The organism is Microlunatus flavus (assembly GCF_900110855.1).
Lineage (GTDB): Bacteria > Actinomycetota > Actinomycetes > Propionibacteriales > Propionibacteriaceae > Microlunatus > Microlunatus flavus.
The window spans coordinates 619,981-642,359 of the sequence record NZ_FOFA01000001.1 but is presented as its reverse complement, the minus strand read 5'-3'; the positions used below and the strand labels follow the sequence as shown (position 1 = coordinate 642,359).

Genomic DNA, 22,379 nt, shown 5'->3' with positions numbered 1-22,379 from the left:
CCATGGACTACCGCCAGCTGGGGGCCTCCGGCCTCCGCGTCTCGACCATCACCCTCGGCACCATGGGCTTCGCCGGCACCGGCTGGGCCAAGCCCGTCGGCAACCTCGACGTCGAGGGCGCCCGCCGCCAGATCAGCATTGCGCGCGACGCGGGGGTCAACCTCTTCGACACCGCCGACGTCTACTCGGCCGGGCAGTCGGAGGAGATCCTCGGCGAGGCGCTGGGCTCGGACCGCGACGAGGTGCTCATCGCCACCAAGGTGCGCATGCAGGTCGGGGACAAGGACGGCCCGAACGAGATGGGCCTCTCGCGCTTCCACATCATCAACTCGGTCGAGGCGAGCCTGCGCCGCATGAAGACCGACCACATCGACCTGTACCAGGTCCACGAGTGGGACGGTCAGACCCCGCTCGAGGAGACCCTCTCGGCGCTCGACGCCCTGGTCCGGTCGGGCAAGGTCCGCTACGTCGGCGCCTCCAACTACACCGGCTGGCAGCTGATGAAGGCCCTCTGGGCGGCCGACCGGACGGCGACGGAGAAGTTCGTCAGCCAGCAGATCTACTACTCGCTCCAGGCCCGCGACGCGGAGTTCGAGCTCGTCCCGGTCTCGGTCGACCAGGGCCTCGGCATCCTCGTGTGGAGCCCGCTGGCCGGCGGCCTGCTGTCCGGCAAGTACCGCCGCGGGCAGGACGCCCCCGAGGGCAGCCGCCGCTTCCAGGGCTGGACCGAGCCGCCCGTCCGCGACGAGGACCAGCTCTACTCGATCATCGACACCCTCGTCGAGATCGGTGAGGGCCACGGCGTCTCCGCCGCTCAGGTCGCGCTGGCCTGGACGCTGAGCAAGCCCGCCGTCACCTCGCTGATCGTCGGTGCGCGCACCGAGGAGCAGCTGGCCGACAACCTGGCCGCCGCCAACCTGCAGCTCGGCGCAGAGGAGATCACCCGGCTCGACGACGTCAGCCGCGTCGGGATGCCGTACCCGCACTGGCACCAGGCCAACACCGGCTCCGACCGCTGGGGCCCCAGCACGGCCACCCTGATGCAGGCGCACAACGCCGAGTGACGGCTGGTCACCCCGCTGACGGCCCCGCCCGACCCGGCATCGGGCGGGGCCTGACGTTCCTGTTCGCCGTCGCGGCCGGCGCGGCGGTGGGCAACCTCTACTGGGCGCAGCCCCTGCTCGACCTCGTCGCGACCGACCTGCGGACGTCGACGGCCTCGGCCGGGTGGCTGGTCACCGTGACGCAGCTCGGCTACGCCCTCGGGATCCTGCTCGTCGTCCCGCTCGGCGACGTGACGAACCGTCGCAAGCTCGTCCCCGCCGCGCTCGTCGCGGCGGCGGTCGCGCTGGGGCTCTGCGCAGTGGCGCCGAGCTTCGGCTTCCTCGTCGCGGCGCTCGGGCTGCTCGGGCTGACCACCGTCGGCGGGCAGCTGCTGACCCCGCTCGCCGGCGACCTGGCCACTGACGCCGACCGCGGCGCCGTCGTCGGCACGGTGGTGTCGGGCATCCTCACCGGGATCCTGCTGTCCCGGACCGTCAGCGGGTTCGTGGCCGACGCGTTCGGCTGGCGCTCGATCTACGTCGGGGCGGCCGTCGTCGACCTCGTCCTCGCCGTCCTGCTGTGGCGCGCGATCCCGAACCTGCAGCCCAAGGCGCGGGTGCCGTACGTGCGCCTGATCGGCTCGGTCTTCGGGGTGGTCCGGCGCGAGCGGGTCGTGCGCTGGACGTTGGTGCTGGCGGGGGTCGCCTTCGCGCTGTTCACGATGTTCTGGACGTCGCTGACGTTCCTGCTCAGCGGGGCGCCGTTCGACTACCCGGTCTCGGTGATCGGCCTCTTCGGGCTCGTGGGGCTGGTCGGCGCGGTCGCCGCCCAGCGCGCGGGCCGGCTGCACGACCGCGGCTGGTCGCTGCCGGCGAGCGGTCTGGGCTGGGCGCTGGTCGTCGTCGCCTTCGCCGTGGCGGCGCTGAGCGGGCGGTCGGTGGTCGGTGTCGTCGTGGCCATCCTGCTGCTCGACGTGGCGATCCAGGGGATCAGCATCCTCAACCAGACGCGGATGTTCCAGATCTCCGCCGAGGCGCGCAGCCGGCTGAACACCGCCTTCGTCACCAACAACTTCCTCTGGGGCGCCGGTGGCTCCGTGCTCGCCACCGTGCTCTGGTCCGCGGGCGGCTGGGTCGCGGTGACCCTCTGCGGGGCGGCGCTCGCGACGGTCGCGCTGGTGATCTGGGCCGTCGCCCGCCGCGGCGCGCTGGTGGTGGACCCCGGCTGAGCCGCTCCGGCCAGGTTCCGGTGCGCCCAGCCGTCGCGTCCAGGACCGGAAGCGTTCGCGGACGCCCACCTACGATGACCCGGTGCCCCGGTGGATCGACATGGACCAGCTCGTCAACCTCCGTGACGTCGGGGGGATCCCGACCACCGACGGCGGGGCGATCGAGCCCGGTCGGCTGCTGCGCTCGGACAACCTGCAGGACCTGACGCCCGCGGACGTGGAGGCGCTGCTCGACCTCGGGGTCACCGACGTCGTCGACCTGCGCAGCGACTACGAGGTCGAGGCCGAGGGCCCGGGCCCGCTCTCGCGCACCGACGTGGTGCACCACCAGCACAGCTTCTTCCGCGAGTGGCGCGAGGGCGTCGGTGTCGACAAGCAGGCCGAGGGGGGAGAGGCCGAGGAGCTCGCCGACGAGCGCCCGGACGCCGTCCCCGACGAGGCCCTGCCCTGGGTCGACCTGGAACCCTCGGTCGAGGCAGAGAACAAGACGACCGGCGTCTACCTCTCCTACCTCGCGGACCGGCCCGACTCGGTCGTCGGCGGGCTTCGGGCGGTCGCCGACGCCGACGGCGCGGCGCTGGTCCACTGCGCCGCGGGTAAGGACCGCACCGGAACGCTCGTCGCCCTGGCGCTGACCCTGGCCGGGGCCGAGCGCGAGGCCGTCGTCGCCGACTACGCGGCGAGCTCCGAGCGCGCCCAGCAGATCCTCGACCGGCTGCTCGCCTCCGACACCTACAACGCCAACCTGCGCGACCGGCCGCTGTCGTCGCACCTGACCCACCCGGAGACGATGCGGGCGTTCCTCGAGCACGTCGACGCCGCGTACGGGGGCGTCGAGCCGATGCTGAACCGCATCGGCTGGACCGAGGACGACACCGCGCGCCTGCGCGCCAAGCTGCGCGGCTGAGCGGCCGGCGGCCGGCGGCCTGCAACCGTGCGGCACCGCCTCGTCGAAAGGGTGGGGCAGGCCCGGTCCGCCCTCTGCGGGGCACCGGGGCACGATGTGGCACGGCGCGGCGTCCGCCGCCGCACGGAGCACGCACGACGCACGCCCGCAGCACGCACCGACGACGAGGAGACCCATGCCGGACGACGCGCCCGACCTGACCGCCGGGGTGTCCCTGGCCGACTTCGGCCCCGACGGCCTCCTGGCCGGCAAGGTCGGTGACGCCGACGTGCTGCTCGCGGTCTGGACCGACGGCCTCGGCCTGGCGCAGGTCAGCGCGCTCGACGCCGCCTGCACCCACCGCGGCGCCCCGCTGGGCAACGGCCGCCGCGTCGGGGACGCCGTCGTCTGCCCCTTCCACCACGCGTGCTTCGACCTGCGGACCGGCGAGGCGACGCAGGCGCCGGCCTTCGCGCCGCTGAAGCGTTGGTCGGTGTCCGTCGACGGGGACCGCGTCACGGTGGCCGCCGAGCCCGAGCCGGCCCCCGGCACCCCGCTGCGGGTCGACGACGACCGCGGGGTGGGCCGCGTGGTCGTCGTCGGCGGCGGCGCGGCTGGCTTCGCCGCGGTCGAGCGGCTGCGCCGCACGGGCTACGACGGGTCGCTGGCCATGGTCTCCACCGAGCCGGGGCTCCCGCTCGACCGCACCGAGCTGAGCAAGAACTACCTGTCCGGCGCCAAGCAGGCCGGCGACCTCCCGCTGCTGCCGGCCGACTGGTACGCCGCGCACGACGTCGAGACGCACCTCGGCGTCACGGCCACCGCGCTCGACCTCGCGGAACGCGTCGTCTCGCTCGACGACGGCACCGAGCTCGGGTACGACGCGCTGGTGCTGGCGACCGGCGCGGCCCCCGTGCGGCCGAACCTTCCCGGCTTCGACCGCGAGGACGTCCACCTGCTGCGGACCCAGGCAGACGCCGACGGGATCCTCGCCGCCGTCGAGGCGGCGGGCGAGGGCGTCCGGGTCGTCGTCGTCGGCCTCGGCTTCATCGGTCTCGAGGTGGCCGCCGCGCTGCGCCAGCGCGAGGTCGACGTCACCGTCGTCGGTCCCGGCGAGGTGCCGATGACGAGCCAGCTCGGCGAGGACCTCGGCCGCGTCCTGCGGTCGCTGCACGAGGAGAACGGCACGCGCTTCGTCGACGGACGCGCAGCCGGCTGGGACGGTTCGGCGCTGCAGCTGGAGGACGGAACCGTCGTGGCGGGCGACCTGCTCGTGGTCGGCGTCGGGGTCGAGCCGCGGACCGGGCTCGCCGAGGCCGCGGGCCTCGAGGTCGACGACGGCGTCCTGGTCGACGCCACCTTCGAGACCGCGGTGCGCGGCGTCTTCGCCGTGGGCGACATCGCGCGCTTCCCCGACCCGGTCACCGGCCGCCCGATCCGCGTCGAGCACTGGGCCCAGGCCCAGCGTTCCGGGGCGCTCGCGGCCATGAACCTGCTCGGCGCCCAGGAGCCGCTCGGCGAGCCGCCCTTCTACTGGACGATGCAGTTCGGCAAGAGCTTCCGCCTCAGCGGGCACGCGGAGTCGCTGGAGGGCGGCGAGGCCGACGGGTCGGCGGCCGACCGCAGCCTGCTCGTCACGTTCCGCGAGGAGGGCCGCGTCGTCGCGGCGGCGGGCCTCGGTCGCGACGCCGACCTGCTGCGCGTCGAGGACGAGGAGCTGCGCCGGCCCACCCGCTGACGGCGTCGCGGCGCGGCCGAGAGGTCCGGTCTCAGGCCTCCTGGTCGGGCAGGTACTGCCGCTGGACCTCGTCCGACCAGGCCGGGCACCAGCCGTCGGAGGTGGTGCTCAGCCGCCTGCGCAGGGGCAGCCTCGCGCGCAGCCGGCCGTGCGTCGGCGGCACGAGCCGGCCGTGCAGCGACCCGTCCTTGGCCCAGTGCAGGAGGTCCTCCTCCCATGGGCGGGCCCGCAGCGCCGTCCGCTCGCGCAACGCCCGTCGGAGCGACCGCCCCAGCCGCTGACCTCTCCACCAGCTCCTCATGCCGGGTACATCGCTGTGCTGGCAGAAGTGTTGCGCCTCACGGCAGAAGATCAGGAGACCCTCAACCCAAGATCAGTTCTTGGACGAGCCCATGATCACGGCGTCGAGGGTCGCGATCGTCAGCCGGAGCTCGACCGGCACCTCGTCGCCGACCGCCGGCGGCGTGGCCCCGGCGGGCAGGAACACCTGGCTCGACTGCATGTGCGGCGGCTCGAGGAACCACCGCTTGCGGCCGTCGAGGGTGAACGGGCTGAGCGCCCGGCCGGCCGCACCGAGGGACCCGGTGGCGAGCGCGGTGGCCCGCTGGCGCCACGTGGTCGCGGAGGTCGGCGCCTCGAGGCCGACGCCGTGCGAGGTGCCGCCGGCGACGACGACGACCCAGCCCGCGCCCGGCACGACCCGGCCCCGGTAGCCGGCGCGCTCACCGCGCCGGACGGGGTGCACGTCGAGCACCGTGGCGGTCACCGTCCGGCCCTTCGCGTCGCCCAGCCACAGCCGCGTGCCGACGCGGGCCCGGACGTCCACGCCCAGCTCCTCGCCGAGCGCCCGGACCTGCGCAGCCGGCAGGTGCGAGAGCCACAGCGGGCCCAGCCGCGCCTGGACGGCGGTGCGCGCGAGGCGTTCGGCCTCCTCGCGGCGACCCTCCTCGCGCATGGGCAGGTGGATGCTCCAGCCCTCGAAGACGACGTCGTCCAGCAGCGGGGCCGCCTGCGCGAGCTCGTCGGGCCGGAGGCCGTGGCGCCGCATCGACGTCTGCACCTCGACCAGGACCCGGGGGCGGCCGTCGCCGGCGGCGAGGCCGCGCAGGTCGTCGAGGCGGGAGACGGTGGTGAGGACGTGCGGCGCGGCGGTCAGCGTTCGGGCGAGGCCGTCGGCCGGGTCGTACGGCTGCAGGATCACGACGTCGCCCTCGAAGGTGCCGTGCACGACCCCGACCTCGGACGGCAGGCCGACGGCGATCGTGCCGACCCCGAGCCGGCGGCACTCGGCGGCCAGGCGGACGAGCCCGAAGCCGTACCCGTGGCCCTTGACGACGGGCACGACGGCGGGGGTGTCTCCCAGCACGGTGGCCAGGTGCGCCTGCCAGCGCTCCTCGTCGAGGCGGACGGTCACGCCGGCCATCAGCGGTCCCTCCTCATCGGTGCTTCATGTAGACGTCGAAGGCGCGGTACAGCAGCGGGTTGAGCGGCAGGTCCCACTCCCCGAGCAGCTCGACCGCCTGGCCGCCGGTCCCGACCTTGAACTGGATGAGCCCCAGGTGCGGGTCGTCGGCCTCGAGGCCCTCGGTGATGCCGCGCAGGTCGTACACGTCCGCGCCCGCCTCCAGGGCGTCGCGCATCATCCGCCACTGCACCGCGTTGCTGCCGCGGACGTCGCGCTTGGCGGTGCTGCTGGCGCCGTAGGAGTACCAGGCGTGGCGCCCCACGCGGACCCACGTCGTCGCCGCGACGAGGTCGCCCTCGTGGTGGGCCAGGTAGAGCCGGATGCGGTCCGGGTCCTCGGCCCGCAGCGCGTCCCACATGGTCTCGAAGTAGGACAGCGGGCGCGGGGTGAAGTGGTCGCGCTCGGCCGTCTCGACGTAGAGCGGGTGGAACGCGGCGAGGTCGTCGCGCTCGCCCTGCGTCACCACGACGCCGGCCTTGTCGGCCTTCTTGATGTTGCGGCGCCACAGCTGGTTCATGCCGGCGAGCAGCGACTCGGGCGTCTCGCCCTCCAGCGGCAGCTGGAAGACGAAGCGCGGCTGACCGGCCGCGAAGCCCTCGTCCTCGTCCGGCGGGTGCCAGCCCAGGTCGCGCAGCGCCTGGCGCAGCGCGGTGACCTTGTGCTGGACCTCGTCCGGCACGGCCTCGCTCAGCCGGCTGATGCGCTCGTCGGCGATGGCCCGCTTGACCGTCTCGGCGCCCCAGCGGCGCGCGACCACCGGCGGCCCGACGCGGATGCCGAAGGCGCCGGCCTTCCTCAGGTGCGCCGCGAGCGGCAGCAACCAGGAGTGCACGTTGCCGCCCAGCCAGTCGATGTTCGGGCCCTCGGGCAGGTAGGCGAGGTACTTCTTCACCCGCGGCAGCTGGCGGTAGAGGACCAGCCCCGCGCCCACCGGCCCGCCGTCGGGGTCGAGCTCGTCGAACCAGCCGACCGACTCGGCCTTCCACTCGCTCTTGACCTCGCCCCAGGCCGGGGTCTGCAGGAAGGAGACCGAGGGCTGCGCGGCGTTGAACCGCCGGTGCTCCTCCGCCGTGATGGTGCGCACTGCCAGTTCCACCCTGCGAGGCTAGTGGGTCTCGCCGGCTTCTTCGTCGGGCTCCGCCGGTCATGTCGCGCGCCGGACGGCCTCGCAAGGACGCCGGCTCGCAACCATCCGCACGGGCGCGTGGTCTCGGCTGCACACCCGTACGCGGTCGCGCCCGTGCTCCCGCCAGGCCCGTCCACGCTCCCCGGCGTCCTTCCGAGCCCGTCCTTCGGGTCGCGGGTTCCGGCGGTGCCCGACGATCGTCCGGGCTCGCCCCCGTTAGGTTGGCGCAAGGCCAATGGCGTAGGTACGGAGGACGGATGAGCACGCAGCTGGGTTCGGTGACGGACGCGCAGCTCCGCGAGGGGCTGACGGCCTGCCTGCACGTGCGGCGGTGGGTCGACGACGTGGTCGCGGCCGGGCCGTTCGACTCCGTGGACGCGCTGGTCGAGGTCGCGCGGCAGGCGGCGACGCCGCTCAGCCCGGCCGAGGTGGACGAGGCGATGGCCGACCACCCGCGCATCGGGGAGCGGCCGAGCGGGTCGGGGACGTCGGCGTCCTTCTCCCGGGCCGAGCAGGCGTCGAGCGCGTCGACCGACGAGGAGCTGGCCGCCCGGCTGGCGGCGGGCAACGCCGCGTACGAGGCGAAGTTCGGGCGGGTGTTCCTCATCAGGGCCGCGGGGCGGAGCCGGGAGGAGATCCTGGGCGAGCTCGAGCGGCGCCTGCGGCTCGACCCGGAGACCGAGGTCGGCATCGTCGGCGAGGAGCTCCGCGACATCGCGCTGCTGCGGATCCCGCAGCTCTTCACGTACCTGGACGCCGTGGCCCTCGATCACTCGGCGGGGCTGGACGACGCGGACGCGGCGCGCTGAGGCGCGCCGCGCCGGAGGAGTGGGCTCGGGGATTCAAGGGACGAGTCCACCCGCTTGCGCGGTAGGTCGTCGGGCCCCCGAGAACCCGACGACTGCCCATCGGATGACCCGGGATAGGGGATGCGCAGGGGATGGGCCTACCCGCGCGGGGAACACGACGCAGGCCGGACGCATCGCAACCTATCCCGGGCGTCCGATGGAGTGAACTCCCGGTGACAAACCTAGCCGACGGGCGAAGGCTTTGTGGCCCTTCCTCACAAGAGATCTGAAGCAATCAGGTGCCTTCTCTCACCTGAGCAGCAGCGGACCCTGCTGTTCACGTTGTCAGGACCCGACGAGAGGTCGGTGACGGCCGGACAGGTCGCCGATCGGGCTCCTGGAGGCCTCCGGAGGGTCCGCGAGCGATTATTTTCTTCAGGAACTCTTCGTCAGCGGCACCGGCGTCGGCGTGGGTGCGACCAGGGGTCGACGGGCCGGACGCGACCCGAAGAGGACGCCGCCGACGACGAGGACCCCGGCGAGCAGCTCCACGAGGTCGGGGACCTCGCCCAGGACCAGCCAGGCGCTCAGCACCCCGGCGACCGGCACCAGCATGGCGAACGGGGCCACGACGCCCGCCGGGTTGCGCGAGAGCAGCGTGTTCCACAGGCCGTAGCCGAGCACGGTGGCCACGAGCACGATGTACAGCAGGCCCAGCACCGCCGGCAGCGCCTCCACGGTGAACGCGGTGCTGAGCGCGGCCCGGTCCCGCTGCGGCCCCTCGACCAGCAGCGACAGCGCGAGGAGCGGCACGGGCGGGACGACCGACAGCCACAGCGTGAAGTGCAGCGGCTTGGCCGCCCGGGCCTGGCGGCTGCAGATGTTGCCGACGGCCCAGCCGAGGCCGGCGGCGATGGTGAGGAGCACGGGCACGAGCGCGGTGGCGGAGCCGCCCAGGGCCCGGTGCAGCGCGATGACGCCGAGGCCGACGACGGCCGCGACGACCCCGACCACCTGCCGTACGCCGAGGTGCTCCCGCAGGAGCAGCGCCCCGAGGACCACGGTGAACGGGGCGCACGCCTGCAGCACGAGCGAGGCGAGGCCGCTGGGCATGCCGAGCGCCATCGCGACGTAGAGGAGGGCGAACTGCACCGTGCCCATGAACACGGCCGCGCCGAGGAACCAGCGCAGCGGCACCCGGGGACGCGGCACGAGCAGCACCGTCGGCACGGCGACCAGGGTGAAGCGGACGGCCACCATGAGCAGCGGCGGGAAGTGCTGGAGCCCGAAGGCCGTCGCCGGGAAGTTCACGCCCCAGACGACGGCCACGACGAGCGCGAGCAGTCGGTCCCGGATCGGCACCAGACGATCGTGGCCCTCCCCGTAGAAGGCGTGCCCGAATTCCCGACGCGCGGACCTCCTGCCCGGCACCGCCGGCTCGATGATGGTGCCGTGATGCTGAACCTCCGCCTGGTCGTCCCGGCGCCCCGCGCCGAGGCCGTGGTGGCGACCCTCGTCGACGACCCGCGGGTGACCGACGTCGTGCACCTGCCCGGCGCGGCGCTGCGGCCGCTCGGCGACGTCGTCAGCTGCGACGTGACGCGGGAGGCCGCGTCGGACGTCCTCGGCTGGCTGCGGCGCGAGGGGCTGTTCGACGAGGGCTCGGTCGTGATCAGCGACCTCTCCGCCGCACCGTCGGTCAACGCCCGCGAGGTCGAGCGCGCGGCGACCGGCGCCCCCGACGACGCGATCATCTGGGACGCGGTCGTGGACAACGCGTACGGGGAGGTGCGCGGCTCCTACTCCTTCTACGCCTTCCTCACCCTGGCGGTGACGATCGCGGCGGTCGCCGTGGTCACCGACTCCTCGATCCTCGTCGTCGGGGCGATGGTGGTCGGGCCCGAGTTCGCCGTGGTCGCCGCCCTGGCCGTCGGCCTCGTGGCCAGGCGTCCGGGACTGCTCACCCGCGCGGCCCGGCTCCTCGCGCAGAGCTTCGCGGTGGCCATCGGCCTCACCCTGCTCCTCGCCCTGCTCGCACGGGCGCTCGGCTGGGTCCACCTCGAGGACGTCACCGGACCACGGCCGTTGACGGGCTTCGTCTGGCGCCCGGACCTGTGGTCGGCCGTCGTCGCCGTGCTCGCGGGGTGCGCCGGCGTGCTGTCCCAGACGGGCGGGCGGACGAACGCGCTCGTCGGGGTGTTCATCTCGGTGACGACCGTCCCCGCCGCGGGCGACTTCGCGCTGTCGCTGGCCGTGGGCGCCTTCGACCAGCTGCCGGGCGCGGCGGCGCAGCTCGGCATCAACCTGGCCGGCATGGTCGCCGCCGGGGTGGTGACCCTCCTCGTCCAGCGTGGTCTCTGGCGCCTCGTCACCCAGCGGCGCCGGCGGAGGGCCGACGGGGTCGGGGCTCAGCAGGTCGAGGGGTCGACGTCCGGGTCGAGGAGGCCGGTGCCGTAGTCGGACAGCAGCGGGCGCACGGTCGTCCACGGCACCGTGTACGTGCGGAGCCCGTGCCCGCCCAGCTGGTAGTCGCCGAACGTGAACCGCATGCCCTTGGCCGTGGTCTGCCAGGCCGCGAAGTTCTTCTCCTTCGGGGCGAGGCCGTGGGTGTCGACGGGGCCCGACTGCTTCCGGACGGCCTTCCCGAGGGCCCGCAGACCGCTGGGCACGTCGGCGAGGACGTCGCGCAGCCGCACGGGTCGGCCCTGGTCGGTGGTCACCACGGTGGTCCCGACGTGGTCGGTCGGGTGCGCCGTGCCGGCCAGGTAGTCGCCCCACCGCAGCTCGACCTGCACCGTCCGCCGGTCGCTGCGGGTGACGGTCGCGCGCCCCTGGACGTCGCGGCGGTAGCCCGCGTCGTCCTCGCCCTCCCGCAGACCGGTGTCGATCGCGTCCTGCGCCGACGCGCGGACGTGACGGTTCACGGCGTCGGCGGAGGACGCGCCGGAGAAGGTCGGGATCGTGAGGTCCCAGTAGACGCTCTCGCGCGACCCCCGCAGGCGCGTGTCCCGGGCGCGCAGCACCTGGTCCGAGCAGCTCCGTGGCGTGGCCGTCGGGGTCGCCTCCGCCGTGGGCAGCGCGATGCTCGGCACCCCGACCCGCGGGCTCGAGGTAGCGGGCAGGGCGGCGGGGGAGGGCGACGCCGCGCTCGACGACGGCACTATGGGACCGGCGGGCTTGGCGCTCGCCGGACCGTCCGGCCCAGCCGGCGTGGTGCAACCCGCGAGCACGAGCCAGGAGGCGACCAGCACCGTGCCGGTCGCCCGCCGACGGACCGCCCCCACGTCGGGCTACCGCTGGGTGATCTTGCCGGGGTTGAGGTGGCGCCCGGCGTCGACGGTGTCGATGACACCCTGGACCATCACCACGCCCTGCTCGGAGATGTCCTCGGCCAGCCAGCGGCTGTGCTCGGTCCCGACCGCATGGTGGTGCGAGAGCGTCCCGCCCTGCTCGATGAACGTCTCCTGCACCGCGACCTTGACCCGGTCGTACTGGCCGATCGGGTCGACGCCGTCGTGGCTGAAGGCGAACGTGAAGTAGAGGCAGGCGCCCGAGTGCTCGGAGTGCGACAGGTGGCACATGACCCAGCCGGTCACGCCGAGGTCGGCGTAGACCTTGCGGACGTTCTCCATCACCGCGGTGTAGAGCGGCAGCAGCTTCGACCACGGCGCCGCCGTCTCGGACACGTCAGCCGCGCCGCCTCGGTCGAGCACGAAGTCGCGGATGTACGGGGTGTCGAACTTCTTCTGGTCGTAGAGCACGGCCGGGCCCTTGCCCAGGCCGATGCCGCCGTGCGCCTTGACGATCCCGTTGACGATGCCCTTCTCGTGCGCCACGTGGGCGCGGCCGCCCTCGAAGCCGATGAAGCTCAGGCAGGCCTGGTCGAGGTCCCAGCCGCGGCGCTCGAGCAGCTTGAACAGCCCGTTGCCGACGGCTGACGACACCGAGAAGCCCTTCGACGCCTTGCGCGTCGACAGCGAGAACTGGGTCTCGAACGAGTCGCTCACCCGGGTGACCGAGGGGTGCGCGTCGGAGGTGGAGATCTCCTGCATCGCGGCCAGGCCCGCCTCCCAGCTCGGGAAGAGGTAGGCGGTGATGAGGCGGTTCTCCGGGATGCGGTGCACCTGGACGGTGACCTCGGTGATGATGCCGAGGCGGCCCTCGGAGCCGAGCACCATCTCGCGGGTGTTGGGCCCGGTGGAGGTGCTGGGCAGCGGCCGGACGACGAGGGTGCCGCCGGGCTGCACGACGCGCATGCCGCGGCTGATCTTGGCGATGTCGCCGTACTTGTCGGACTGCATGCCCGACGAGCGGGTCGCGACCCAGCCGCCGAGCGTGGAGTGGGTGAAGCTGTCGGGGTAGTGGCCCATCGTCCAGCCGCGGCGCCCGAGCTGCTCCTCCAGGTCGGGGCCGAGGACGCCGGCCTGCACGCGCGCCAGGCCCGAGTCCTCGTCGAGGTCGAGGACCTGGTTCATCCGGCCGAGGTCGAGCGACACGACGGTGCGCTCCTCGTCGGGCTCGGGGTGCAGGCTGCCGGCGATGTTGCTGCCGCCGCCGAAGGGGATGATCACCAGGTCGGCCTCGAGCGCGAGGTCGAGGACCGCGCGCACGTCGTCCTCGCTGCCCGGGTAGACCACGACGTCGGGGGCGCGGGGCAGGTCGGCGGCGCGCAGCCGCAGCAGGTCGCGCAGGCTCTTGCCGTAGGTGTGCACGACGCGCTCGAGGTCGTCGTAGGCGACGTTCGCCGCGCCGACGGCGTCGGTGAGCCGGCCGCGGACCTCGTCGGAGACGCGCGGGGCGGGCACGCCGAGCTGCTCGATCGACATCGGGGCGGCCGGCGGGCTCGCCACGTCGATGCCCATCGCGCGCTTGACGAAGGCGGGGAACGCCGGCTTGTCCTCCCAGTGGAACGAGACGCCCTCGACGCCCCAGCCCCACCACTTCATGTGCTTGACCGCCGGCATAGCGCCTGCCTCCTCGCGTGGTGCGTGTCCGACCCAAAGAGGGTCCGGACGAGCCTAGGCCATGTCCCGCGGTCGTTCCTCGGCGTCGCGCCGCAGAGCCAGGACCGAAGGCTCTGAGCGCGCTTCGTGTCCCCCGCAGGGCCGGGCGAGGGGACCGGTCGGCGGCCGGCCGCTCAGTCGCGGCGGAGCTGGCGGGTGCCGAGGCGGTCGCGGTGGTCCTGCGCCTCGTCGTAGAGGCCCCGGACCTCCTTGGCGATCCGCTCGTTGAACACGGCTACGGACTCCCCGTCCTCGGGGCGCAGCGGCTCGCCGAAGTTCACGAAGACCGGCGGCTTGCCCTTGCCCGGCCAGGTCCGGCCGTACGGCATCGCCTCGGACGCTCCGAGCAGGGCGATCGGCAGGCAGGGGACGTCGCGGCTGATGCAGAGCGCCGCGGCGCCGGGCTTGAAGTTGCCCATCTCGCCGGTGCGGGAACGGGTGCCCTCGGGGAACAGGAGCAGGGGGACGCCGTCGTCGAGCAGGCTCGTGGCCAGGCCGCGGCGGCCGCGCAGACCGGAGCGGTCGACCGGGAAGGCGTTGAAGAACAGCGCCGTCAGGCCCTTGCGCCACCAGACGTCGAAGAAGTAGTCGGCCGCCGCACCCGCAGCGACGTACCGGCTCAGGCGGCTCGGCAGGGCGCCGATGACGAGCGGGGCGTCGAGGTGGCTCGAGTGGTTGGAGACGGCGACGTACGGGCCGCGCACCCCGTCGAGCCGGTCGGCGTTGAGCACCGTGACGTCGGCCTTGCGCCAGATGAAGGGTCTGAGGATCCCGCGCTGCGCCACGAACCGGGCGCCGGCCATGACCGGCGAGGTGTAGCGGCTGCGGCTCGACACGTCGATCACCCTATCGGACTCCTTCGTTCACGCCCTGTTCACGGCGGGGCGACACGAGCAGGGGTTCGGCGCCGAACACCTTTCGGAGGGGCAACCGACGCGAGGCGCGGATGCTTCCCGTCAGCGGCGGCTGGACGACAGCGCCCGGGACGCCGCCATGACCGCGGCCCTGGGTGCGTGCCGGCCGGCGAAGACCAGGGCCCGGTAGCGCCACGAGGGGACCGACAGCACCTTGCCGCGGGCGACGTCGGCCAGGCACTGGTCGACGAGGGTGTCGGCGTCGAGCCAGAGCGCCTCCGGGATCGACGACGTCGTGATGGCCGCGCGCGTGTGGAACTCGGTGCGGACCCAGCCCGGCGCGAGCGCGGTGACGGTGACGCCGGTGCCGCGCAGCTCGTTGGCGAGCGACTCCGACCAGTTGAGGACCGCGACCTTGACCGCGGAGTAGGAGCCCGAGGTGAGGAAGGCCGCCGTCGAGGTGACGTTGACGATCGCGCCGCGGCCGCGCTCGCGCATCGCGCGCCCGGCGGCGCCGCCGAGCACGATCACGGCGGTGAGCATGACGTCGACCGCACGTTCGTGCGGACCGGGGTCGGGGTCGGTCAGGCGGTGGTGGACGCCGAAGCCGGCGTTGTTGACGAAGGTGTCGACGGGCCGGGCGGGGTCGGTGAGCCGCTCGACCACGCGCTGGACCTGCGTGCGGTCGGCCAGGTCGGCGGGCAGGACCTCGACCTCCACGCCGTACGTCTGGCGCAGGTCGGCGGCGGTGGACTCGAGCCGTCCGGCGTCGCGGGCGACCAGGACGAGGTCGTCGCCGCGGGCGGCGAGGTGGCGCGCGAACGTGGCGCCGATCCCGGCCGTGCCGCCGGTGACGAGGGCGGTGGGCATGCGCGCCACCCTACGGGGACGCGCGAGGGCCCAGGGTCAGTCGACGTCCCCGGCGCGGGTGCCGTGCGCGAAGGTGATCACCAGCAGCAGCAGGGTGCCCATCATGGCGACGACGCCGAACACGGTGACCTGGTTGGGGATCGGCACCAGGTGCGGGTCGGGCGTGGTGAAGAGGCCGATGAGGCCCACGGCCCACGCGGCGATGCCGACGAGGAGCCCGAGCCCCAGAATCACCTTGCGCATTGATCAGCTCCGCTTCGCTCCGTGCCGTCTGGGCTCGCTCCGCTCGCCCGCGGCTCGCGCTCTGGTCCTCTGCCTTCCTCGTTCGCGGGCACGACGAAGAACGTGTCGTTCCCGCTCGCTCGTCCAGGCAGAGGCGCGCGAGCCGGTTGTCGTCACCCTACTGGGACTCGGGCGCCCGGTCTGGAGAGGTCAGGCGGAGCGGTCCAGGAGGGCCACGGTCTGGCGGGCGATCTCGAGCTCCTCGTTCGTCGGGACGACGGTCACCGTGACCGCGGAACCGTCGGGTGAGATGACGCGGGCCTCCCGCGACGGGGCCTCGTTGCGCTCCGGGTCGACGGCCAGGCCCAGGCGGCCGAGGGTCTCGACGACCCGGGCCCGGAGCGGGGCGGAGTTCTCGCCGACGCCGGCGGTGAAGGTCAGCACGTCCAGCCCGCCGAGCACCGCGGCGTACGCCCCGATGTAGTGCCGCAGCCGGTGCACGTAGACGTCGAGCGCGAGCCGCGCGTCCTGGTCGCCGCCGTCGGCGCGCGCGAGGACCTCGCGGAAGTCGTTCACGCCGGCGAGGCCCTTGAGCCCGGACCGCTTGTTGAGCATGGTGTCGATCTCGGCCACGGACATCTGAGCCTGCTCGTGCAGGAACGTGAACACCGCCGGGTCGACGTCGCCGGACCGCGTCCCCATCACCAGGCCCTGCAGCGGGGTCAGGCCCATGGAGGTGTCCACGGCGACGCCGCCGTCGACGGCCGAGGCCGAGCAGCCGTTGCCCAGGTGCAGCACGACCTGCGTGAACGACTCGAGCGGCCGGCCCAGCAGGTCGGCCACGGCGCGCGAGACGTAGCGGTGCGACGTCCCGTGGAAGCCGTAGCGGCGCAGCCGGTGCTCGGCGCTGACCTCGCGGGGGATCGCGTACGTCGCGGCCTCCGGCGGGAGCGAGGCGAAGAAGGCGGTGTCGAAGACGGCGACCTGCGGCACGTCGAAGGTCGCGCGGGCCGCCTCGATCCCTTCGAGCGCCCCGGGGTTGTGCAGCGGGGCCAGCGGCACGAGGTCGCGGATGTCGCGCACCACGGCGTCGTCGACGACGACCGGGTCCGAGAAGTCCGGGCCGCCGTGGACGACGCGGTGGCCGACCGCGCGCAGGCCGGTCCGGCCGAGGTCGACGCCGGCGTCGCCGAGCTCGGCGGTGACGCGGCGCATGCCGGCCGCGTGGTCCTCGACGCCGCTGCCGTCCTCGCCGATGCGTTCGACCGTCCCCCCGGCCAGCACCCGCGCGGTCTCGGGCACGAGCACCTGGTACTTCAGCGACGACGAGCCCGCGTTGAGGACGAGGACGGGCGCGTCGTGGTCGGTGCTGCTCACCGGCCCGACTCCTGCGCCTGCACGGCGGTGATGGCGACGGTGTTGACGATGTCCTCCACGAGCGCCCCCCGCGACAGGTCGTTGACCGGCTTGTTCAGGCCCTGCAGCACCGGGCCGATCGCGACGGCGTGGGCGCTGCGCTGCACCGCCTTGTAGGTGTTGTTGCCCGTGTTGAGGTCCGGGAAGACGAAGACGGTGGCCCGGCCGGCGACGCTGGACCCGGGCAGCTTGGTGCGCGCCACGTCCGGGTCGATCGCCGCGTCGTACTGGATCGGCCCCTCGAGCGCGAGGTCCGGGGCCCGCTGCGCCACGAGCTCGGTCGCCGCCCGCACCTTCTCGACCTCCGCGCCCGCGCCCGAGCTGCCCGTGGAGTAGGAGAGCATCGCGACGCGCGGCTCGATGCCGAACTGCCGCGCCGTCGCCGCCGAGGAGACCGCGATGTCGGCGAGCTGCTCGGTGGTGGGCTCCGGGATGACGGCGCAGTCGCCGTAGACGAGCACCCGGTCGGCCAGGCACATGAGGAACACGCTGGACACGGTGCTCACGCCGGGCGCGGTCTTGATGAATTCGAGAGCCGGTCGGATCGTGTGCGCGGTCGTGTTGACGGCGCCGGAGACCATCCCGTCGGCCAGGCCCAGGTGGACCATCATCGTGCCGAAGTAGGAGATGTCGGTGACCACCGCGCGGGCCCGCTCCACGGTCATGCCCTTGTGGGCGCGGGCCTGGGCGTACGCGGCCGCGAAGCGCTCGACGAGCTCGGGGTCGGTGGGGGAGACGACCTGGGCCGCGTCGAGGTCGAGGCCCAGCGTCGAGGCGCGGGCCCGTACGGCGTTCTCGTCGCCGAGCAGCGTCAGGTCGGCCACGCCGCGGCGCAGCAGGACGTCGGCCGCGGTGAGGATCCGGTCGTCGCTCGCCTCGGGCAGCACGACGTGCTTCCGGTCGGCACGGGCCCGCTCCATCAGCTGGTAGCCGAACATCAGCGGCGTACGCACGTCGGAGCCCGAGACGTCGATCGCGCGCAGCAGGGCGGCGGCGTCCACCTGCTCGGCGAACAGCCGCCGCGCGGCCTCGATCTTGTTCGGGGAGTCCTTGCTCATCGGCCCGCGGACCCGCAGCAGCCGCTCCGCCGTCGCGAACGTCTCCAGCCCGGTCAGCGCGATCGGCAGCTCCGACGAGACGCCGTCCACGAGCCGCCGGATGCTGTCGGGCAGCTCGTAGCCGCCGGTGAGCAGGATCCCCGCCAGGGTCGGGAACGTGCCCGACTGGTGGGCCAGCACCAGACCCGGCACGAGGTCCGTCCGGTCGCTCGGGGCGATGACGGCCACGTCGGGACGCAGGCGGTCCAGCACGTTCGGCAGGCTCATCGCCGCGACGATGATGCCGAGCGCCTCGCGCCCGGTCCAGGCCTCGCTGCCCAGCACCAGGTGGCCGTCGGCCGCCTCGACGAGCGCGCCGAACGTCGGCGCCGACAGCAGCGCGCTCTCCGGGACCGCCGCGGTGAGCACCCCGGGCAGGCGGCCGAGCGCGGCCATCGTCGGCTCGACCGCCCCGGGGTCCACCCGGTTGGCGATGACGGCCACCGTCGAGGCGTGGTTGGCGCGGAGCTCGGCGATCGCGGTCTCCGCCGCGGCCTCGACCTGGTCGGGCGTACGGCCGCGCCCGTGGACGACGAGGACGACGGGGGAGCCGAGGTTCGCGGCGACCTTGGCGTTGAAGGACAGCTCCGTGCCCGTGGACACGTCGGTGTAGTCGGAGCCGAGCACGACGACCACGTCGAAGCGCTCGGCGAGGTGCCCGAACCGCTCGACGATCTCGTGCAGCGCCTCGTCCGGGTCCTCGCGGGCGAGGTCGTAGGTCACGCCGATCGCGTCCTCGTACGCCTGGTGCACGCCCGGCTGGGAGGTGAGCAGGTCGACGATGAGGTCGCGCTCGTCGGCCTCGGGGTGCGCCCCGACGGTGGTCAGCGGCCGGAACACCCCGACCGAGCCCACCTCGCGCACCAGCGCGTCGAGCAGGCCGAGGGCCACGGCCGACTTGCCCGTCAGACCCTCCGGGGACGCGACGTAGACGCTGCGGCTCATCTCTTGTCCGTCCTCGCTCCGCTCGGACGCGGCCCGCCCGTTGGTCCGGCGCTCTCGTCGTCACCGATGACGACGGAAGAGCGTGTCGTCATCGGCTCCTCCTCAACGCGCCGGCGCGTGGACCGGCTTCGGTCGGGGTAGACCACGCGGACGATTCGATCACGAAGGACCATCACGGCGTCGAGGAGTCCTGGCCTACCGCGCGGACCGGGCCGCCGATGCATCGCCAGGCTCAGGTTCCGCCGTGTTCATCCTCTGGTCGCGACCGCGCCGGTTCGGCGACACCTAGGGTGTCCGGGTGGTGACGACACCGCGGCTCGAGGGGCTCACGGACTGGCGCGCGCTGGCTCGTGGGGGCTTCGCCGTGGTCTGGGAGGCCCGGCAGGAGTCGCTGAACCGGCTCGTCGCGGTCAAGATCATCGACCGCCGGCTCGACACCCCGGAGGAGCGCGACCGGTTCCTCAGCGAGTCGGGGGCCGCCGGACGGATGTCGAACCACCCCGGCATCGTCACCGTCCACTACGCCGGGCTGCTCGACGACGACCGGCCGTACCTGGTCATGGAGCTGTGCACGGGCGGTTCGCTGACCCGGCTGCTCGCGCCCGAGAACCGCCCCACGCAGGAGTGGGTCCGCGACCTCGGTGTCCGCATCGCCGACGCCCTCGACGCGGCGCACACGCAGGGCGTGCTGCACCGCGACGTCAAGCCCGCGAACGTGCTCATCGACGCGTACGGCCACGCCGGCCTGGCCGACTTCGGGCTCGCGGTGATGACCGACCCGGGCATGGACCTCGACGAGCGGCTCGAGGCGCTGACCCCGGCGTACGCGCCGCCGGAGGCCTTCGCGCCACACGCGCCGACGAAGAGCGGCGACGTCTACTCCCTCGCAGCCACCCTCTACGCGCTGCTGTGCGGGCACGCGCCGCGGGCCGTCGACCCGGACGAGGCCGACCCGGACCTCACCGCCGCGCAGGTCGTCATGGCGCACCTCGACGACCCGGTCGAGCGGCTCGAGCACGTCGACCCCGCCTTCATGGACGTCCTCATGCAGGCGCTGGACGACGACCCGACGAAGCGGCCCACGGCGGCCGGGTTCCGCGACGCGCTCGAGGCCCTGCCGCTCGGCGCCCCGACCACGGCCCTGCTGCCCGAGCTCGACGAGCCCCTCGGCGCCGGGGGTGCGGACCCCTCGCCCGCCACGAGCCCCCCGGCCGCGGCGCACGCCCGGTCGGCGCCTCCCCGGTGGCGGCGCTGGCCGGTGCTGGCCGGGGCCGCGGCCGTGGTCCTCCTGCTGGCGGTCGCCGCGCTCGGGCTCCTCGGGGGCGGCGGGCGCTCCGCGGCCAGCCCGCCGCCGGACCCGGGCACCTCGTCGGTGGCGGCGCCCTCGCCGACGCCGTCGGTCTCGGCGACGCTGCTCACCGGCTTCGCCGACTGCAGCGCGACCGTCGGGCGACCGGCCCAGTGCGGGCCGCGGACCCCGCAGTGCTGGGGCGGGGTGCCGTCGACCTTCGACTCGCTGATCGTGGCCACCCCGGCGAAGTGCGACGAGACGCACGTCTACCAGACGTTCGCGGCCGGCCCGCTGACCAAGCCGGTCATCCGTCAGTCCGAGCTGGACGCGGACCCGGCGGCCAAGGCGGTCTGCCGAGCATCCCTGGTCAACCGGATGCTGCCCGCGGACGAACGGCGTGACAACTGGGAGATCTTCACGATCCCGCCGCAGAGCGCCGCCGACGGCGAGGGCTACTTCCGCTGCGTCTTCGGCCGCGGGGAGCGCACGGCGCCGCTGACGCTGACGCCGCCGGGCTGAGCGTCCCGCAACCGGTGTATGACGTCCAGCCCGAAACAATTCAATTTCTTGAAACAGCTCTGCGAAGCAGCGTTGCGCCCTACCGTCTTGCTCCACCAGTCGCGTTTCTCCGGGGGAAGACCATGACGAGGCAGCAGGGTTTCGCGCATTCTTCAGCAGCATGGCGTCGGGCTGGACGGACGGCGGCGCTGGTGCTTTCGCTGCTGCTCGCCGTGGTTGCTCTGCCGGGGTGCAGCGACGGCCGTTCTGTGGCCGCCTACTGCCGAACATTCCTCCAGGAAGGTGAACGGTTCCGTGCCTCGTACGCAGGCACCGACGCCGACTCGGACCCCGTCGGCGCGCTCGTGAAGGTCCTCGCGGCTCCGCAGGAGCTCGCGCTGATCTTCAAGAAGCTGCAGAAGGTGGCGCCGGGTGAGATCGAGGACGATGTCGAGGTGTTGCAGAAGGCCTTCCAGAAGATCGCCGACGATGCTGCTGCCAACGGCGCCAACCCGGTCCAGGGCGTGCTTGAGGCCGTCGTGCTGGGCGCAACGACGAAGGCTCCGGCCGACAGGGTCGACGCGTACACCGCAGCCAACTGCGACCCCCTGCCTGGAGCTGCAGCGGCTGGCTCGCCCTCTCCGAGCGACACTCCCGCCCCCACTCCTACGTCAGTCCCGAACGCCACGCCGCAGATCGGGGACGTGGTTTTCGACGACGCCCTGGCCCAACGGATCTGTGGCTCCGGGACGGTGTGGAACGGCGACGGGCACCAGACCTACGACCTGCGTTTCGTGCCCGGGCGGCGGGCGGCGATGGACTGCCAGAACAGCACGCACCAGGTCAACGTCCTGGACCTCATGACCGGCGACGTCCTGTGGCAGGCGGACCTGCCCGAGGACAGCCAGTGGGGCGTCACGAGCGCGCACCTCTTCATCGAGACGACGAAGGAGGTGCAGGCGACAGGCCTCGAGGACGCGTACAACCAGGCCGAGCTGAGCTCGTACGACCTGACCGACGGCACGCCTGGATGGACGGTGCCGCTGGAGGACTGGATCGCGCCCGGCGACCGCAAGGACGACGAGCTCAAGGTGTGGGAGGACGCTGCTGATCAAGACGTCCAGGGGTTGGTCGTCGTCGGGCACCAGGGAACGACTGCGTTCGACCCCGAGTCCGGTGCTGAACGGTGGCACACGAAGCGCCGGTACCAGGCCATCGGTGATCCCGACGCGACGAACCCCGGCAGCCAGATCTACGTCGGCGCCAGCACGTTCGTCTCCAACGGCGAGACGGACGAGGGCGACGTCAGGCTGGAGGGTTTCGACGCGAGGTCGGGCAAGCGCCGGTGGGTCGTCGACCCCCCCTCGGGTGCAGGACCGTACGCCGGGGGCTGCGGGGAGCAGATGGCACTGGACGGAACCACGCTCTGGTGCGGTCGGACCAGCTCATACGACACCGTTGACGTCAGGAGCGGGAAGCTGCTCGAGCGGTTCTCGCTCCCGAAGTCCATCGAGCCCGAGCCCGGTCAGTGCTGGGCGTCTCCCAGCGGCGTCCTGCTCTACACAGGTTCACAGCTGAAGTACTACACGCCGGAGAGCGGGTCGCGACCCGCGTGGACCGCGAAGGCCAGCGGGAACATCGATGCTCTCGGTCTCGGGCACGAGCACCTGCTGCTCTCGGCGAAGTCCGGCCCCGTGATGCTGTCAGCCGGAGACGGCTCGCAGGAGAGCACCTCGGCGACACAGGGGGATGCCGGTAGCGGGGAGGGTTCTCGCGTCGTCGACGGCGTGGCCTGGATGCAGACGGAGTTCAACGGCCTGGCCGCTGTCCTGGTCGACGCTCAGTCCTGACTCGCGGGGCCCCTCGGGCCGCGGCTCTTCAGCCTGCGTCGTAGGGCGAGTGGCGGAA

General features: G+C 73.3%; 19 protein-coding genes. 8 read left to right on the top strand and 11 right to left on the bottom strand.

All coding sequences use genetic code 11. From position 1 onward, the window contains the following. Positions 1 to 2 precede the first annotated feature (2 nt). The 4 genes from BMY04_RS03145 (at position 3) to BMY04_RS03130 (ending at position 4,896) form a co-directional block, all read left to right on the top strand. A complete protein-coding gene (locus BMY04_RS03145) occupies positions 3 to 1,064 on the top strand; it encodes an aldo/keto reductase (protein ID WP_091177619.1) in 1,062 nt (353 codons plus the stop codon). Beyond that, positions 1,061 to 2,272, top strand: a complete 1,212-nt coding sequence (locus BMY04_RS03140) for an MFS transporter (RefSeq protein WP_198409903.1) — start codon at positions 1,061 to 1,063, stop codon at positions 2,270 to 2,272. The genes BMY04_RS03145 and BMY04_RS03140 overlap by 4 nt, the downstream gene beginning before the upstream one ends. Before the next feature lie 82 nt (positions 2,273 to 2,354). Further along, positions 2,355 to 3,179, top strand: a complete 825-nt coding sequence (locus tag BMY04_RS03135) for a tyrosine-protein phosphatase (protein ID WP_198409902.1) — start codon at positions 2,355 to 2,357, stop codon at positions 3,177 to 3,179. Positions 3,180 to 3,354: 175 nt separating this feature from the next. Further along, a complete protein-coding gene (locus tag BMY04_RS03130) occupies positions 3,355 to 4,896 on the top strand; it encodes an FAD-dependent oxidoreductase (protein WP_170853962.1) in 1,542 nt (513 codons plus the stop codon). Positions 4,897 to 4,927: 31 nt separating this feature from the next. Here the strand turns inward: BMY04_RS03130 and BMY04_RS03125 are convergent, their stop codons facing one another. The 3 genes from BMY04_RS03125 to BMY04_RS03115 all read right to left on the bottom strand — a co-directional run bounded on the left by BMY04_RS03125 (position 4,928) and on the right by BMY04_RS03115 (position 7,457). Next, entirely contained in the window at positions 4,928 to 5,146 is a 219-nt protein-coding gene (locus BMY04_RS03125; RefSeq protein ID WP_091177617.1) for a hypothetical protein, read from the bottom strand. Between the two features lie 123 nt (positions 5,147 to 5,269). Further along, the gene (locus tag BMY04_RS03120; RefSeq protein ID WP_091177616.1) at positions 5,270 to 6,319 is read right to left on the bottom strand and encodes an alanine racemase; all 1,050 of its coding nucleotides are present in this window, start codon (positions 6,317 to 6,319) and stop codon (positions 5,270 to 5,272) included. Between the two features lie 13 nt (positions 6,320 to 6,332). Continuing rightward, positions 6,333 to 7,457 carry a lipid II:glycine glycyltransferase FemX gene (locus BMY04_RS03115; RefSeq protein ID WP_091177615.1) on the bottom strand — a complete coding sequence of 375 codons (1,125 nt, stop codon included), beginning with the start codon at positions 7,455 to 7,457 and terminating at the stop codon, positions 6,333 to 6,335. A gap of 287 nt (positions 7,458 to 7,744) precedes the next feature. On the opposite strand from BMY04_RS03115, the gene uraD reads away from it, so the two are divergent. After that, positions 7,745 to 8,296, top strand: coding sequence for a 2-oxo-4-hydroxy-4-carboxy-5-ureidoimidazoline decarboxylase (gene uraD / locus BMY04_RS03110; RefSeq protein WP_091177614.1), 552 nt, complete (start codon positions 7,745 to 7,747; stop codon positions 8,294 to 8,296). Between the two features lie 414 nt (positions 8,297 to 8,710). On the opposite strand, the gene BMY04_RS03105 is transcribed toward uraD, so the two are convergent. Next, positions 8,711 to 9,637, bottom strand: coding sequence for an EamA family transporter (locus BMY04_RS03105; protein WP_091177613.1), 927 nt, complete (start codon positions 9,635 to 9,637; stop codon positions 8,711 to 8,713). A gap of 93 nt (positions 9,638 to 9,730) precedes the next feature. On the opposite strand from BMY04_RS03105, the gene BMY04_RS03100 reads away from it, so the two are divergent. Further along, the gene (locus BMY04_RS03100; RefSeq protein ID WP_232506100.1) at positions 9,731 to 10,732 is read left to right on the top strand and encodes a DUF389 domain-containing protein; all 1,002 of its coding nucleotides are present in this window, start codon (positions 9,731 to 9,733) and stop codon (positions 10,730 to 10,732) included. Here the strand turns inward: BMY04_RS03100 and BMY04_RS03095 are convergent. The 7 genes from BMY04_RS03095 to pta form a co-directional block, all read right to left on the bottom strand. Then, positions 10,684 to 11,559: a hypothetical protein gene (locus BMY04_RS03095; protein WP_139209723.1), complete on the bottom strand. Its 876-nt coding sequence runs from the start codon at positions 11,557 to 11,559 to the stop codon at positions 10,684 to 10,686. The genes BMY04_RS03100 and BMY04_RS03095 overlap by 49 nt on opposite strands. Positions 11,560 to 11,565: 6 nt before the next feature. Further along, positions 11,566 to 13,239 (bottom strand): FAD-binding oxidoreductase, encoded by a 1,674-nt coding sequence (locus tag BMY04_RS03090; RefSeq protein ID WP_091177611.1) that lies wholly within the window; start codon positions 13,237 to 13,239, stop codon positions 11,566 to 11,568. Positions 13,240 to 13,412: 173 nt separating this feature from the next. Beyond that, positions 13,413 to 14,114, bottom strand: coding sequence for a lysophospholipid acyltransferase family protein (locus BMY04_RS03085; RefSeq protein ID WP_408630431.1), 702 nt, complete (start codon positions 14,112 to 14,114; stop codon positions 13,413 to 13,415). A gap of 120 nt (positions 14,115 to 14,234) precedes the next feature. After that, positions 14,235 to 15,002, bottom strand: coding sequence for an SDR family NAD(P)-dependent oxidoreductase (locus BMY04_RS03080; RefSeq protein WP_091177911.1), 768 nt, complete (start codon positions 15,000 to 15,002; stop codon positions 14,235 to 14,237). Between the two features lie 36 nt (positions 15,003 to 15,038). Continuing rightward, complete coding sequence (locus BMY04_RS03075) at positions 15,039 to 15,245, bottom strand: hypothetical protein (RefSeq protein WP_091177610.1); 207 nt, start codon at positions 15,243 to 15,245, stop codon at positions 15,039 to 15,041. Between the two features lie 189 nt (positions 15,246 to 15,434). Next, positions 15,435 to 16,601 carry an acetate kinase gene (locus tag BMY04_RS03070; RefSeq protein WP_091177609.1) on the bottom strand — a complete coding sequence of 389 codons (1,167 nt, stop codon included), beginning with the start codon at positions 16,599 to 16,601 and terminating at the stop codon, positions 15,435 to 15,437. After that, positions 16,598 to 18,682 (bottom strand): phosphate acetyltransferase, encoded by a 2,085-nt coding sequence (gene pta, locus BMY04_RS03065; RefSeq protein ID WP_091177608.1) that lies wholly within the window; start codon positions 18,680 to 18,682, stop codon positions 16,598 to 16,600. The genes BMY04_RS03070 and pta overlap by 4 nt, the downstream gene beginning before the upstream one ends. A gap of 298 nt (positions 18,683 to 18,980) precedes the next feature. Between pta and BMY04_RS03060 the strand changes: the two genes are divergently transcribed. Then, positions 18,981 to 20,492: a serine/threonine-protein kinase gene (locus tag BMY04_RS03060; RefSeq protein ID WP_091177607.1), complete on the top strand. Its 1,512-nt coding sequence runs from the start codon at positions 18,981 to 18,983 to the stop codon at positions 20,490 to 20,492. Between the two features lie 14 nt (positions 20,493 to 20,506). Further along, the gene (locus BMY04_RS03055) at positions 20,507 to 22,321 is read left to right on the top strand and encodes an outer membrane protein assembly factor BamB family protein (protein ID WP_139209722.1); all 1,815 of its coding nucleotides are present in this window, start codon (positions 20,507 to 20,509) and stop codon (positions 22,319 to 22,321) included. The last annotated feature ends 58 nt before the right edge of the window (positions 22,322 to 22,379 follow it).